Raw genomic sequence first — 13,713 nt, 5'->3', positions numbered from 1 at the left:
ACCCCGACCAGGGCAAGCCCTTCCGGTAGGTCCCTTGTCCTGCGGCATCTCGAATCATCTCGGATTTCGGCCGGGTCAAGTCGGGCCAGAATAGCGCCCTCGTGTGGACGGTGTCCACACCTTGTCCACGGCTGCGACCTCGGCGAGTCCGCGGAACCGGCGGCCAGCGAGGCGCGTCCTATCCGCACATGAACCCCGATCCATTCGAGGCAGACCTCGCCGCTATCGACCCCGTATCCGGCGCTGAGATCCTCGCCGCGGCTGATAGCTGCGCCATGGTTGCTGCCGAGTATCTGATTTCGTCGGCCTACTACGACGACGGGCCTAGGCTGCGTCCCATGGCGGAACACGACTCGGAGTGGTTCGACCCGTTCGGCGAGCCGACCGAAGCGGAACAGGCCGAGTTCGCGGAGTGGTGGGAGAAACACCGCGGCCCTGAGCAGGAACTCGGCGATTGGGTCGACTGGCGCGACCCGTGGGGTAACTCGATCTCGTGACACACGATCATCTACTCGCCGCGGTCCTCGACGTGCTCGCCGAGGTCGCGCCCGGCACGCTGTTCGACGGGGCCGAGGTACTGCGCGCTGTCCGTCCGGCCGTCGATCCGGTGCCGGACCTCGACGCGGTCGAGCAGGTGCTCGAGCTGCTCGCGCTCCCGATGCTCGGCGGCGTGGTCACGGCCGGGGACGGCGTCTATCGGACAGGCGCGCCGAGCGAGGTAGTCCTCGCCCGGCTGCGCGCCCTCGCCGAGGCGGTGAGTGAGGTCGACGCCGACGAGGTCGACGACCGGTACTGATCGAGTGGGCCGCGCGCCTATTCGGGCCTCGGGACGAGTGTCGGCCCGAACACGTGCGCACGCAGTCTCAGCGATCCTGTTCGGGCTGTGTCCACGATGTGTGCTGCCTCGCGGCCGGTCAGGCCGAATTGCTCTATCAGCTCAGTCGGCACCGCTTGCGCGTCGCCGACGAGCTCGGCGAACAATCTATTTCGCGCCTGTTTTGCCGTGTGGATTTCGGCACTGGCGGCCTTGAAGCGATCCGACCGCGCCGGGGCACGGCCGCCGCCCTCGATTGTCCGAGTCTCACCGGTCGCGAGTAGCCGCGATTCAGCAGCCCTGAGGTTTGCCAGGGCTGCGGCTATGCGGGGGTCGCTCACCGGTTCACCATATCGCGCTCGTCGAGCTGCTCGTCGAGCTCACGCACGGCCTTGGTCCCCGCCCACGGTGACAGGCGGTGCCGCGCGGTCACGATCGAGTTCGCCAACCTGGGCGACCGGTTTTGGTCGGTCAGCTCGGCGGCCTCGCCGATCACGGCGGCGGCCTCGTCTATGTCGCCGAGCAACTCGAGCGGCTCGGCGAGTTCGAGCAGAGTCACTGCCCGGTCGCGCACGAATGTCGGTTCGATCTGCGCCACAGCGCGACGCGACGCGACCGCGGCCGGGATGGCATCCCCGAGCTTGGTCAGCACGAGACCGCGGTACGACTCGATCAAGCCGGGACCAACAAAGTAGGCGCGGGACTCGCTCGGGTGACAGCAGGGGCCGAGGCCGTCGAGAGCGTGCTCGGCCTCGTCGAGCGCAGCCATAGCGGCATGGCGTTGGCCGTTGCGGGCGGCGGCGTCGGCGAGCCGGATTCCGACATAGGCGCGTAGACGCCGATCTTGGGTGTCGGTCACCCAGGATCGGGCCGCTACTGCGTGATCCATGGCAATGCGGCGGCGGTCCTGCCAAACGGCGAGTTGGCTCATGTGACACAGCAGGTAGGCGGCGAGGTCGTCGTCTTCGGCGTCGTGCGCCAGCTCGCGGCCTTCCTCGTAGCGCTGCAATGCGGTCGCCTGGTCGCCGTCGTCGGCGGCGAGGGAACCGGCGAGCCCGTGCCATTCCGCGTACAGGCTCAGTAGGTTGGGCCGGAGCTCGGGCGCGCAGTCACGCAGCATCGCTTTTGTGAGTGCCTGCTGTGCGGTCACCAGTCCGATTGCTGCGGGCGAGCCGAGTTTGTCGTCGAGTTCCATTGCTGCATACAGCGTTGAGCGAACAACGTTGATCGCGGCGGCGTCGGCTCGTCCGGCTCGGGCGAGCCGTTCGTCGTCGACCGGAGGCAGCTCGGAAGTGCCGGCGGCGAGGTCCGTTGCCCCCGTGCGGTATTGCCGGAATGCCTCGACCTCGGGCGGTGAGAGATTCGCGAGGGCGGTGTTGAGGTCGGCGAGTCCCGCCGGTCCGATCTTGCCGCCGCCCTCCCATCGTTTGATGGTTCGGACGTTGACGCCGAGGCGGATCGCGAACATGCTCTGCGACACGGCCGCCCCCATTGCTTTGCGAAGCGCGAGGCAATCACGGCTAGTCCAGTTCGTCACGACGATCATTGGTCGCCCCCTGCAAGCGTGGTCGTGCCACCGAATGTAGCTCCGAATTGCCCCCGCCTGCCCCCAAATGTCCCCCCGGTGTCACCAGCCGCGGTGACATCGTTCCTGCTAGCCCCGGTGCCAGTACGGGACCAGCGACCATTCTGTATCGATCGCACTGCAACCGCCGGTCAACGGACCGCAATCGCTGGCACCGGGCGCTCTACCAAGACTGTCGAGTACCGGGAGCTGCCGGACATGGATCTCATTCTTGCTATCACGCTCGCGGCGCTCGCGTTGTTAGTCGCGCCCCTGATCGGCCGCCTCGTGAGCCCGATAGACCGTAACGCGCCTCGGCTGACCGTCGCCGACATTCAGGCCCGACTCGCGGCCGAGCCGCCACGCACATACACACCAATCAGTCGGAGGTGGTAACCAATGGCATTCACCGAACCAGAGGCGAAAGTGCTTGGTGCACTTTCGATTCTGAAACCAGAGCAGGCGCTCACCGTACGGCAACTCTGCCGTACAACCGGGCTGCCCGATTCCTCGATTCACCGGGCGTTGATGCGCCTTTCGCGTACGGGGCTGGCGCTGGGTACCTTGCAGGGTCCCGCGCGGTGGCGCGCGACCAATCGGGGCCGCGTCGCGATCACGCGGCGCGTGTACCGCGAATACGCGGGGGCCTAGTCGTGACAGAGGACGTTATCGGGTTCCTGCGCCGGAAGGTGTCCGGAGCTCAACAGCGCCAGCACGAGGCCGAAATGCACGACGCCGCCGGTCAACTCGGCTACGAGATCGGCCTCATGGTCTTCGCGGCACCCGACGAGGGCACGGTCGTACAACGGTTGATGACTCGCGTATGGAACGAGGAAGTCAACGCAATCATCGCGCCCAGTGCCGACCATTTCGAGCCTGGTGAGATCGACGCATTGGTGAAGTTCGCCGACGTGATCTGTGTCGACACCGGAATCAGGTACACGATCTCGACCGAGGACGGCGACGAGACCGACGACCCGACAACGGTCGTGATCAGCGAGGGTGCCCGATGAACGGCGTAGTCATCACCTATGGTGTCAGACTTCCCCTCGGTCAGCTGCTCAGTGCCGCTGACGATTTGGCTTGCAACGGCGATGGCGGCCCTATTGGGACCGAGCATGTGCTGTTGGCGATGCTTCACGATCCGAGCATGATTCCGACCGCGGAACTCCGGGCGATGCGGTTGGATGCGGCGGAGCTGTTCACACGGCTAGCCGAACAGGCGCGCCGCAGGGGCGATAGCTCGGGTCGATGAATGATCACACGACGCGCGCGAGCCCCGCCGCACGGCAACGAATGCACTCCCCCGTGACCTGAGCACCCCCGGATCGACCGCTGGCAACGGCCGGGGGTGCGGCACGCCCCCTCGCCGTGCCGGTTCCTATTCCTTGCGGCGTCGCCCCGGCGGCCCGGGCAGAGTCATTCACCGGGGCGACGCGTTGAGTCTCGAAAAACCGCAATGCCACAACTGAATCAATCGAATAACCACTAGGTGAGGTAACCCTATGCGCGCCTACATGATTGCTAGCGCAACCGCCCTCCTGTTCAGTGCCGCCACCGCGACCACCGCTTACGCCCCGGCCGCGCAAGCTTGGCCCGGTATCAACTACTGCACGTTCGATTTCACCGGCACACCCACCGTGATTCAGCCCGACATCAAGGGCTTCGGCACGGCTCGGTGCACAAAGGCCCCAGGCAGTCACGCCGGAACGCTCACCCTCGACTACGAGGACGGCGACCACTGGACCATTGCCGAGTTCGCCAACAACAACGACATCCCCGCACCTGGCCACGATGTGGACTTTCGGGTATCGACCCACTGCTACAACGGGACGTGGCGGATGTCGTTCTATGTGACCGCGGACGGCGACAAGCACGAGCAGCATTCGGAATACAGGAACGTTGTCACCTGCGAGAATCGGCCCGCCAAGGATTCCGACCCGAACGGGGGCAACTGATGAGCGACGACACCCGGGCCGCGGCAAGCACACTGGCGCAGCGGATTACCACGATCGCGGAAGATCAGCACGAGCTATTGCGCGACATCGATCGCGCCGGAGCCGACAAGGTCGTGGAAATGCTGGTCGCTGCGGCGCAGGAGATACAGCGCATTGCCGGAGCCCCGGCCCTCGAGCGAGGCGAAGGCGACTACTGACACGAGAGGCCCTCGACCCGATCGGGTCGGGGGCCTTTCTGCTGACAAATCGTGCCAACCGGCCAGTCTCGCTAACGGCGAGCGAAAGGCACGCGATCGTGAAGCATCGGTAACTCGCACTTAAAGACACGTTCAAGGGGGTTTCGTTGACCGTCCCTAATCCGCCCGCGCCGGGCCAGAACCCGAAGCGCAACAAGGCGAAACCATGGCTGATCGGCATCGGTGTTGTTGTCGTCGTGTTCGTCGCCCTGGCGGTGCTCGGTGCAATCGTCGGCCCCCAGGACAAGGACTCGAAATCCGCAGCGCCGAGCAGCTCGGCGGCTTCGCCGGTACCCACCACGGCCCCGACGACGCCGCCCTCGAGCGCTGCGCCCGCACCGACCACGACGAGCGCGCCCGCGGCTGCTGCGCCGTCAAGCGCGCCCGCGCCCGCGGCGTACTCCGATCCTCGGTGCACCGCGGCCCCGGCCGACACGGTCGCGTTGATCGAGGCCGGTCTCACTAAGAGCGGCCAGCACCTGACGAACGGAACCGTGATCACCGATGGACGGCTCGTGTTCTTCGGCGCGACGACGGTCGACGCCGCCGGGAAGATGGCCGAGCGGTCGGACGTGTGGATTCTGTCGAACAATGTCCCGTACGCGAGCACCGGCGGCGCGCGCAACGGTTCCAAGTTCCCGAAAGCCTCGGCCGCACCGGTCAATATCTCGCCCGGCGACGAGCGGGTACAGGCGGTCGACGCCTGCGTTGTGAAGCTCACCCAGGGCTAAGCCCCAGAAACGACGAAAGCGCCCCGGCATGTGCCGGGGCGCTTCGTGTTTCGCTCACAGGTCGAATCCCTCGATCGAATCGACCGCCGGGGAACGGTATTCGGCATTGAACACGGGATAGTTGCCCTCGACGACGAACCCCCATCGGCGGTTTGTCGCGCCCGAGGACACGAGGTTGCCGCTGTCTGTCCAGGACAGGCCGAACGTGCTGCCGTTGCGGTAGGCCGTGAACACGTTTCCGACGCGCCGGAATTCGATGAGGTCGGTTACCGCGATATTGGTCGCGACGACCGCGCGTTGCGTCTGCCCGCTCTGCCCGCTCGAGATACCGGACGCGGGCGGTAGACCCTGCTGCGTGTAGATGGCGCAGCCGTTGCCGGTCGTCACGACGAGGTAGCACATGGTGCCAGCGCCGAACGTGTCCGCGACCGCCAGGACAAGGCAGGTGAAATTGTCGGTCGCGAGGTTCCCCACGGGTGTGATGAGCTGCGCTTTCACCCCGTAGTTGTCGGTTGCGAAGCGGCCCGCCTGCGTGCCGCCGCCGCCCTGCCAGCTCACCCAGTTGCCCGCGCGGCCGTCGCCGTTGGCCATGGTCTTCATCTGCGCGCGGTTCGTCGCGATCTTCGGCGACGCGTTCCGGTCGACGCGCCAATCGGTACCGAGCGAGGCGTTGTCTGTCCGGTTGAAGCTGTCCGACCAGCGGTAGCCCACCGCCACGTCGGCCGCCGCGGTGCCGCCGCCGTTCGCTGCGGCCGTCGTCAATCCGGAGACAGCGACGGCGACCGAGGCCGTACCGCCGCCAACCGCGGCGGCCGTGGTTAGTGGTGTCCACGAGATACCCGCCGCCGCGGTGCCGCCACCAGTCGCCGCGGCCGTCGTGAGAGCCGAGGGCGGGGCGATGCCCGCGGCGGCGAGGCCACCGCCCACCGACCCGGCGGCGATTAGCACCCTGGGGACAACCACGGCCGCGGCGACGCCGCCGCCGATCGAGTCCGCGTGAATCTCCGCCCCCAGGACGAGAGCTCCGGCGACGCCACCACCTACGGCCGAGGCCGATATCGCCACCGAGGCATACCCGTTCGCTGCCGCGGTGCCGCCACCGGTCGCGGCGGCCGTGGTTAGCGGAACGTAGACCAGGCCCACCGCGGCCACGCCACCGCCGACCGCGGCGGCCGTCGCGAATAGAACGAACTTTGGGGCCGGTGGAAACAGCACCTCGCGCTCGTCCGGGCCGGGCCAGCGCGCGAACGCACGGGTATCCGGGCCGGGCCATTCGATCGGCCGGGCGTCGGGGCCGGGCCAGCGAAGCGCGGCGACCGGCATTAGTCAGCGCCGCTCGGGTATGTGTACGAGGGGGTGACCTTGACCTCGCCCGCCGGGTTCACGCTGACGTCCGCACTGTCGACGGTGCCGAGGTAGGTCGAGCCGTTCCAGCGGGCAACGTGCGTGTACGTGCCCGCAACCACGGTGAAAGTCATCTGCGAACCGGTGACCACGCCGCCCGAGGCGCTGCCCCACGTAGTGGTTTGACGGGCGTACCCGCCGCCGGACGCCTCGTTGTTGGTACCGGCCGCGCCGGGGTCGCCGGTGTGCAGGCTGTAGGTGTTGCCGAGCGCGGCCCACGCATTCGCCATGCTGTTCTTGACGGCGGTTGTACTGGACATGGTGAATCTCCTTGCGGCTCAGGATCACCGGCGGGCCACGCCGATAACCCACTCGTAGTCGTCGGTCGTGCCGGTGACCGTGTTCGGGTAGTGAATCCACATGACGAATTTCGTCCCCGCCGGGATGGCAGCGACGCCCGCGGCTTCCACGCGCCACGACACGGTTGCGCCGTCGATCGTCGCGGCCCACGTCGTGGGCGAGGGCGAGGTCGCCCACTTGATTTCGGCAGTAGTGCCGGCGGGGAGCGGGACGCCGCCCGGCCGGGTACGCGAGGCGATGAAATCGCCGTTTGTGAGTTCGATATCGTCGCGGATTGCCCGCCATCCGATAGGCATTCGAGGCCCCCTAGCTCAGCGCGTAGTACGGCGCGAACGAGTTGTTGAAGGTCAGCGAGGCGTACGTCACCGAGGGCAGCGGCACCGACGAGCCCGGCGTGTAGGCGTACAGGGCTTGCGGTTTGAATCCGACCGGGGCCGACAGTGGCCAGAACGACAACTGACACAGCGAATTACATGTCTGGGTAGCGTTGGTCACCTGTCGAGTACCGACCGCGAATATCTCGGCCTTCGCCGCGTCGACCGCGGTGTTGAGGTTGACCGTGTATTCGGTGTTCGTGCTGCTCACAAGCGATTTGATATCGCCGGTCTGCGACATGAGCGTGAGATTCCCGGTCGTCGGGTTCATGAGGTAGACCTCGACGTACATCGCAGTGATGCCGAGCAGCGTCCAAGAGTCGCCGGTGATGAACGTTGCCCGCGTATAGGTGCGGTCCTTCGTGCATTCGATGAAACCCAGCTCGCCGAAGTTCGCCCCGTGCCCGGCGGGCTGGTAGTCCGGTGTCGAGTAGGTGATCGTGCCGGAGGCGTTGACGCTGTGCGAGTGCGATCCGGACGAACTCGTTGTACCTGAGCAGCTGCTACCGCTCACCGATCCTGAGAATGAGTGGCTGTGAAAGCCTGAGCTGTCGGTCGAGCCGGTGATATTCACGCCGCTTGCTCTGCGTTGCAGCATGATTCGCGGAAATGTCGAGTCGGCGTCGCGGGTGAATGTCTGCCACAGTGCCGAGCCGGACGGAATCACGTTGCCGTCTGTCGCGGCTATGTCGCGCTGTGCCTTGGTGGCCGAGCCGGTCGGCCCCACGATCGGGGCTTTCGACTGGCTGTAGATGTCGGCCTCGGTGAGGTGCTGCCAGTCCAGGAACGAGCCGGGCCGCGTCGGGTTGTGGGCGCCATTGGGATTCGCGCCGTCTGGCTGAGTCACGGAATCACCTCCAGTGGAGGCGGTTCCGCAACCTCGACGCCGAGGGCACGCAGGCTCTCGCGGACTTGGAGATCCCAGGCCGTATGACGGGCGGCGGCGAGCCGCTGCCGCATTTGGCGGTCGGCGTCCTCGGCCTTGTAGTCGGCGAGCTGCTGCTCGACCTCGCGCATACGAACCTCGGCGCGGGCGGCGAGTCGGCCGCTGATCTCCTCGAGCTGATTGAGGACATCGGTCCGGCCGCGGCGGCGGCCGAGCACGCCGTCGATCAGCTTTACGCCGATGCCCCCGGCTAGTAGCCCGCCGAGGGCATCGGCCATGTCCGATAGGTTCATGTCGCCCTCCTGGGTTCCGATGTGAGACGGGGACATTCGCCGGTCACTCGGCCGTAGCCGACTGCCCGGACGGCGGCCACGGCTTGACCTTCGGGCGGATCAGCGCGCCCGCGATCAACGGGGTGAGCAGCCCGTACAGAGTGAGCACGCCCTCGATCCAGTCCGTGTTGATCTGGTGCCCGACGAGATAGGCGGCGACGCCGGTTCCCGTGACGAGCAGCCCGCGGACGAGGGCGGGCTCGGGCACGCGGTCGGGCCGCTTCACTTCCCGACCTCCTTGCGCAGCTCGGCGACGGCGTCGACGAGGGTCAGCGGCTCGCCTTTCTCGTTGTGGCCCAGCTGCGGCCACGGGCCGAGCTGTCCGCGGATGTACCGCAGGTTGTCGAGTAGTTCGCGCTGTTCGTTGTCGTCGAGTGCCATGAGGAAACCTCCGGTTCGGTCGCCGAAGATCTCGGCGAGCTTGGCTGCGCCGCCGCGAATTGCGTTGGCGTCGATTCGTTGACCGGCCACGATGGCGGTCTCGCTGAATTGCAGGATCTCGACAGGCTTTCCGCCCATCGGTGCCCATCCGCTGTCGCCGTCGCCCGGGTACAGGGCCGAGGCGTAGTCGACGCCGGTCACGTAGTCCGAGTTCCAGATACCGACCGGGAGCTCGGACAGGTCCGGCGCGCCCATGTGGCTGCGCCAGTACCAGCGCGGCAGATAGATCGGCAACAGCCGGAACCCGCGGGCCTGCAAGGCATTCACGCGGGCGAGCAGATCCTCGATGCTGCCGGGGGTCTGGTCGTCCTCGTAGTCGATCTGTAGCGGGAAGTCGGTCCCGCCGGAGTGGGCGAGCACGAGGTCGGCCTCGGCGTCGGGGTGGCAGGCGACGCGGCAGAACACGTAGCCGCCCCATCGATTCGGGAAGTGCCGCGCCATCTCGTCACGGGCGCGCGGCCAGAACGAGTCGCCGAAGAAATCGCCCTCGGTGATCTTGTGGGTAGCGAACGCGAATCCCTCGGCCGCGGCGGCGGCGAAATCGACGGGGCCGTTGTTGTTCGACACGTCGATGCCGAACACGGTCGGTATATCTGCTGGCATGTTTTCGCCTCCGGTTGCGGGCTCGGCCGCGGCGGCGAGCCATGGCAGCGGGTCGAGCCGGTCGGGGCCAGGCGGCACCCAGACGTATCGGTGAACCTCGAAATGCAGGTGCGGCGGTACGCCGCCGTTGCTGTTGGGGTCCGGGTTGATTCGCGCGATCCGCTCCCCCGCGTCGACGCGCTGCCCGACGCTCACCTCGGGCACGACATGCCCGTACACGGTGGTGCCGCCGCCCGCCTCGTCCGGGTGGTCCAGCACGACCCAGAACCCGAACCCGGACGCAGGCCCGCACATGACGACGGTTCCGGACTGCGCGGCGTAGACCGGCATGCCGCCGCTGCCGCCCGCGCGCCCGAAATCACTGCCCCAATGGAATTCGCCGTCTCGCGGACCGAACCCGCTGGTGACGACGCGGCCCTCACCGAGCGGCCAGTACCTTGCGCTCATGTCAGCCCCTTCCCGGGTAGCGCTTGAGGATTCCGGCGCGCTTGCTGCCCGAGGCTTCCAGCGCGACAACGCGATTGATCTCGGCATCACTCGCGGTGCGCAGGTGCGCGAGGACCTCGGTCACGCTGTGGTGGCGCGGGTCGAATCGCGTGATGTGCGTGACGTAGGCGCGCGGGACCTCGGGCGGCCGGGCCGCTTCGGCGAGCTGCTCGCGCTCGGCGAACTGCCGCTGTAGTTCGGTCTGGAGTACGCCGGACAGCTTGTTGATATCGACCTCGGTCGACCAATCCGCCGGCGGCGGCTCGTCCTTCCACTCGCCCGCGGCGAACATGGGATTGATCTCGCCCGCTTTCGGCGGCCAGTAGAACTCGGTCTGCTCGGCGGCGCGCCGCGCGCCGCAGTTCCACAACCGCACCGACCACGATTTGAGGCCCGCGATCGGTACCGCCATAGACGCGCCACGCATGCCGGGCAGGCCCACCAGGAACGGCAAGAACGCCTCGCCCGGGTTGTTCGGGTTGCAGTTGTTCACAGTCGGAAACGAGTTGATCGGTAACCACGGCGCGTGATCGAGTCCGCATTTCGTGTGGCAGTACTCGCACGGGCACCGGCGGGTCCCGCACACCTTGCACACGCGCCGCCGCGGCGGGGGCGGCACGTCGGTGTCCGGCCGCTCGGGTGTGGTCTCGTCGCTCACAGCACGGGCCGAATCGCTGCGAGCGGGGCCGCCATCACGCGCCCGCGGTACCGGACGGGTACCTGTGTGGCCTCGTCGATCTCGTCCTCGCACTCGTCGAACTGGGCGACCTCACCCACGAGGCAGCGCGCCGCGGCGGCCCCGGGCGGCGGGACGGCCGAGCGCAGCGCCGAGAACGGCCGACACCGGTCGGGGGCGCGTGGCGGGATGCGGAAGTAGACGAGTTGCGACATGGGTAGTCCTCCAATCGCGTTGGCGTGGTGTGCGATTCAGCCGAATACGCCGAGATCGTGAAGGGCGGAGAAAACGCCCTCGAGCTTCTCGATCGCGCGTACGGCGGGGTCTTTGTCGTCGCTGTTGTCGCCGATCACCGGCACCCAGGACAGCGGCTCGGAATCGCTGTAGCGCAGGCGAATCGACTTGATGCGGTCGACGTGAATGCGGCCGGTCTTGTCGCCGAGGATGCCGAATCCGACGCGGTCGCCGACCCAGCAATGCCCGCGGCCCTGGTCGCCGATCACCCAGGGTGAGCCGTCGTTTACGTTGACCTCGGCGGCGAAGCGGGAGCGGGTCGCCCAGAACCCGGCCCGGAGCACTAGCAGACTTTCTAGGGTGAATGCGCGGTCCGCGCCATCCTGGAAATACTCGAAATAGCCTGCCCAACCGTCGTTTTGGGCTCGCTCGAGGCTCTTGACGTTCATCCATGCGAGGACCGTGTCGGTGTACAGCGGGGCGAGCAGGGCGTCGACAGTGCCGCCCACCGCGGGCACGAACAATGCGGCGCTGAGCAGGTCAAACGCGAGCTGCACCGCGGCCGATATCGCCTCGTTCACGCCGTACATGGAGTGGCCACCGACGACCACTTGTTTGCCCTTGGACGGCCAGCGCGTGTACTTGCTCGATTGAATGCCGGTCTCGTCGCCCTCGAGCCACACCACGTACGGCGTGGTCTTGGCGGTGCTGAAGAATCCCGGAATCTTGTAGGTGGGCTCGTCGATCGAGGCGATTTCCTCGACAACGGGATCGATGAACGAGCCGACGAACGAGGCGACGGTGCGTACGAGCCCGTCCCACAGCGTGCCGCCGTTCGCGGTGCCTTGCCCGTAGTAGCCGCTCTTGTCGACGATGTCGATTACGAGCGCGCCCGGGCGGAGCGTGACGCCCGGAATCGGTTGCGCGTCACCGAGGTTCGGCATGTAGCGCCGCCACACGACCGAGAGCTCGGCGTCGGCGAGGATCGGGGTCGCGACGTTGTGCCAGTTCTTGAATCGCGACGCGAGCAGGCACCACAGAATGCCGTCCGCGAGATCGTCGGTGAAGCTGTGCGGCTTGACGACGACCGACCATTGCGAGATATCGGCCGGTACCCAGGATGCGACATTGAGAGGGTCGTCCGGCAGGTTCCACCAGTGCTGTTGCTCGCGCATGACCTGGAGGTGGAGGGCCGTAAGCAGGCACCACCGCGCGCCGCCCGCGAGCAGAAAAACCCGCGGGAATTGCAGGGCGCTCGGCAGGGCTGCGTTACTCCAGATCGTGTACCACTTGATCGTCTCGTAGTCCGAAAGCCACTGGACAGCAATGACTTTCGAGCCGTCCTCGCGTTTCTCGACCGAGACGGATTCGAGACGGCCCGACCAGCGTGCACCGTTCGGGCATTCGACAACGATCGCGACGACGCGCTTCTCGCCGCGCTGGAGACGGCCCCACTCGTCCCAGATCCATCGCGCGACATAGTGATCCCACGGCAGTTCCGTGGAACCTGCGCCGGTGTCGTTGTCCTTCCACTCGAAATCACCGAGGTACTCGGCGTCTATCCAGCCGTGAAGGTTGAACTCGCCGTCATAGACCGTCACGTCGGGTGCTTGCAGGCGTTGCGCCTGGCGCTGCCGCTCACGCTTCTCTGTGACCTGCCAGATTGCCTCGCACTCGTCGAGCAGCGCTTGAGACATCACCGCCATGTCAGAACCGCTCCAATCCCCACGGGCGCGACCAGTAGCGCGGCTGGCGGGCGAGAATGCCGAACTTCGCCGAGGTGACCGACGACGCCGACACCGGAACCGCGGTGGGCCGGGTGTAGGGCGGCACGACATAGAGCAGCCGGTTACCGCCGGACAGGCCCGCGAGGTTCGTGTTCGTGAAGTCCTCGATAGGGATGCGCATGCGGTTGGTGCGCACGGTCGCGCCGTGACCGTTCACCGCACCGATCGGCGGGGTGACGTAGACACGGCCGGAATCGTCGCGGCCGGAACGGAAGTCGACGCCGGGTACGCGCGCGCCCTTCGGCCCGGTCCACGAGAAATCCGGGATATGGGCGATGCCGTCGCCGGTGATAACCCACTCGTGCGCCATCGGCCGATCGGTCGGGTTACTGAGCCACACCTCGCCCGAGCCGGACGAGCCGCCCGACATTTCCCATCCGGCCGGGTGATCGGCGTCGCCGAGCCAATCGTTCTCGCGCCACATCGGTTGCGGGGCAACCAGAGTGACCGGGAGCAGCGAATGCCCGTAATCCCATGGGTCGGTATCCATGGCCATGATCGGCGACTCGAGCAAGAGCACGTCTAGCCAGCGGGTACCGCTGCGCTGCGGGGTGGTGATCGATAGGCGGGCGGGGCCTGCGTTCGGGTCCCACGGGTCAACCTCGTAGTCGAATGCCATGCGTAGCCGCGAGTCGATCTCGGCCCATTCCTCGGCGTCGTCGCTGAATGCGCCGAGGCCGAGGTCGATCTCGCGGTGCGGGCGGTCGACCTTGGTCGGGGTGCCGCCGATCTCGAACGCCCCGCGCTTTATGGTCACTTTCACCGGGGCGTCGTAGAGGCCCTGGGGGTTGGTGCCGAGTACGACGCCCTGCTCGCCCGCGCCGTCGCCGGAGAGGCAGAAGTACGAGCCGTCGCACCCAAACAGCTCGACTTTCGCGTACACGCCC

Annotated in this window: 20 protein-coding genes; 7 read left to right on the top strand and 13 right to left on the bottom strand. The window is 67.0% G+C overall.

The features are described 5' to 3' along the window. Positions 1–188 precede the first annotated feature (188 nt). Positions 189–497, top strand: a complete 309-nt coding sequence (locus ACQPYY_RS34410; RefSeq protein ID WP_433592341.1) for a hypothetical protein — start codon at positions 189–191, stop codon at positions 495–497. Continuing rightward, a complete protein-coding gene (locus ACQPYY_RS34405) occupies positions 494–796 on the top strand; it encodes a hypothetical protein (protein WP_433592340.1) in 303 nt (100 codons plus the stop codon). The genes ACQPYY_RS34410 and ACQPYY_RS34405 overlap by 4 nt, the downstream gene beginning before the upstream one ends. A gap of 17 nt (positions 797–813) precedes the next feature. Here ACQPYY_RS34405 and ACQPYY_RS34400 read toward each other — a convergent pair whose 3' ends face one another. Together ACQPYY_RS34400 and ACQPYY_RS34395 are read right to left on the bottom strand one after the other, a co-directional pair. After that, the gene (locus tag ACQPYY_RS34400; RefSeq protein WP_433592339.1) at positions 814–1,155 is read right to left on the bottom strand and encodes a hypothetical protein; all 342 of its coding nucleotides are present in this window, start codon (positions 1,153–1,155) and stop codon (positions 814–816) included. Further along, a complete protein-coding gene (locus tag ACQPYY_RS34395) occupies positions 1,152–2,360 on the bottom strand; it encodes a helix-turn-helix domain-containing protein (protein WP_433592338.1) in 1,209 nt (402 codons plus the stop codon). Before ACQPYY_RS34395 ends, ACQPYY_RS34400 begins: the two co-directional genes overlap by 4 nt. A gap of 417 nt (positions 2,361–2,777) precedes the next feature. Here ACQPYY_RS34395 and ACQPYY_RS34390 point away from each other — a divergent pair, with 417 nt between their 5' ends. From ACQPYY_RS34390 to ACQPYY_RS34370, 5 genes are all read left to right on the top strand, one after another. Then, entirely contained in the window at positions 2,778–3,029 is a 252-nt protein-coding gene (locus tag ACQPYY_RS34390; RefSeq protein ID WP_433592337.1) for a MarR family transcriptional regulator, read from the top strand. 2 nt (positions 3,030–3,031) lie between these two features. Further along, positions 3,032–3,391, top strand: a complete 360-nt coding sequence (locus ACQPYY_RS34385; RefSeq protein ID WP_433592336.1) for a hypothetical protein — start codon at positions 3,032–3,034, stop codon at positions 3,389–3,391. Between the two features lie 504 nt (positions 3,392–3,895). Continuing rightward, positions 3,896–4,336 carry a hypothetical protein gene (locus tag ACQPYY_RS34380; RefSeq protein ID WP_433592335.1) on the top strand — a complete coding sequence of 147 codons (441 nt, stop codon included), beginning with the start codon at positions 3,896–3,898 and terminating at the stop codon, positions 4,334–4,336. Then, positions 4,336–4,533 carry a hypothetical protein gene (locus ACQPYY_RS34375; protein WP_433592334.1) on the top strand — a complete coding sequence of 66 codons (198 nt, stop codon included), beginning with the start codon at positions 4,336–4,338 and terminating at the stop codon, positions 4,531–4,533. The genes ACQPYY_RS34380 and ACQPYY_RS34375 overlap by 1 nt, the downstream gene beginning before the upstream one ends. A 146-nt stretch (positions 4,534–4,679) precedes the next feature. After that, a complete protein-coding gene (locus ACQPYY_RS34370; RefSeq protein ID WP_433592333.1) occupies positions 4,680–5,303 on the top strand; it encodes a DUF2510 domain-containing protein in 624 nt (207 codons plus the stop codon). 54 nt (positions 5,304–5,357) lie between these two features. Here ACQPYY_RS34370 and ACQPYY_RS34365 read toward each other — a convergent pair whose 3' ends face one another. The 11 genes from ACQPYY_RS34365 to ACQPYY_RS34315 form a co-directional block, all read right to left on the bottom strand. After that, positions 5,358–6,626 carry a hypothetical protein gene (locus tag ACQPYY_RS34365; RefSeq protein ID WP_433592332.1) on the bottom strand — a complete coding sequence of 423 codons (1,269 nt, stop codon included), beginning with the start codon at positions 6,624–6,626 and terminating at the stop codon, positions 5,358–5,360. Further along, positions 6,626–6,967 carry a phage tail fiber protein gene (locus ACQPYY_RS34360; RefSeq protein ID WP_433592331.1) on the bottom strand — a complete coding sequence of 114 codons (342 nt, stop codon included), beginning with the start codon at positions 6,965–6,967 and terminating at the stop codon, positions 6,626–6,628. Before ACQPYY_RS34360 ends, ACQPYY_RS34365 begins: the two co-directional genes overlap by 1 nt. A gap of 24 nt (positions 6,968–6,991) precedes the next feature. Further along, complete coding sequence (locus ACQPYY_RS34355) at positions 6,992–7,303, bottom strand: LtfC-like domain-containing protein (protein WP_433592330.1); 312 nt, start codon at positions 7,301–7,303, stop codon at positions 6,992–6,994. Positions 7,304–7,313: 10 nt separating this feature from the next. Next, entirely contained in the window at positions 7,314–8,108 is a 795-nt protein-coding gene (locus ACQPYY_RS34350) for a hypothetical protein (protein ID WP_433592329.1), read from the bottom strand. A 116-nt stretch (positions 8,109–8,224) separates the two neighbouring features. Further along, positions 8,225–8,560: a hypothetical protein gene (locus ACQPYY_RS34345; protein ID WP_433592328.1), complete on the bottom strand. Its 336-nt coding sequence runs from the start codon at positions 8,558–8,560 to the stop codon at positions 8,225–8,227. A 43-nt stretch (positions 8,561–8,603) separates the two neighbouring features. Next, a complete protein-coding gene (locus ACQPYY_RS34340) occupies positions 8,604–8,825 on the bottom strand; it encodes a hypothetical protein (RefSeq protein ID WP_433592327.1) in 222 nt (73 codons plus the stop codon). Next, the gene (locus tag ACQPYY_RS34335; RefSeq protein WP_433592326.1) at positions 8,822–10,090 is read right to left on the bottom strand and encodes a peptidoglycan DD-metalloendopeptidase family protein; all 1,269 of its coding nucleotides are present in this window, start codon (positions 10,088–10,090) and stop codon (positions 8,822–8,824) included. The genes ACQPYY_RS34340 and ACQPYY_RS34335 overlap by 4 nt, the downstream gene beginning before the upstream one ends. Before the next feature lies 1 nt (position 10,091). Next, on the bottom strand, positions 10,092–10,622 hold the full coding sequence (locus ACQPYY_RS34330) for a phage gene 29 protein family protein (protein WP_433592325.1): 531 nt from the start codon (positions 10,620–10,622) through the stop codon (positions 10,092–10,094). Positions 10,623–10,783: 161 nt separating this feature from the next. Further along, positions 10,784–11,020, bottom strand: a complete 237-nt coding sequence (locus tag ACQPYY_RS34325; protein ID WP_433592324.1) for a hypothetical protein — start codon at positions 11,018–11,020, stop codon at positions 10,784–10,786. A 36-nt stretch (positions 11,021–11,056) separates the two neighbouring features. After that, a complete protein-coding gene (locus ACQPYY_RS34320) occupies positions 11,057–12,745 on the bottom strand; it encodes a phage tail protein (protein WP_433592323.1) in 1,689 nt (562 codons plus the stop codon). 1 nt (position 12,746) lies between these two features. Then, positions 12,747–13,709 carry a hypothetical protein gene (locus tag ACQPYY_RS34315; protein ID WP_433592322.1) on the bottom strand — a complete coding sequence of 321 codons (963 nt, stop codon included), beginning with the start codon at positions 13,707–13,709 and terminating at the stop codon, positions 12,747–12,749. Positions 13,710–13,713: the final 4 nt, after the last annotated feature.

This window comes from Nocardia sp. CA-145437 (assembly GCF_050956485.1).
Classification (GTDB): Bacteria; Actinomycetota; Actinomycetes; order Mycobacteriales; family Mycobacteriaceae; genus Nocardia.
Note: the sequence above shows the minus strand (reverse complement) of the source record. Positions and strands in the feature narration are given on the sequence as shown.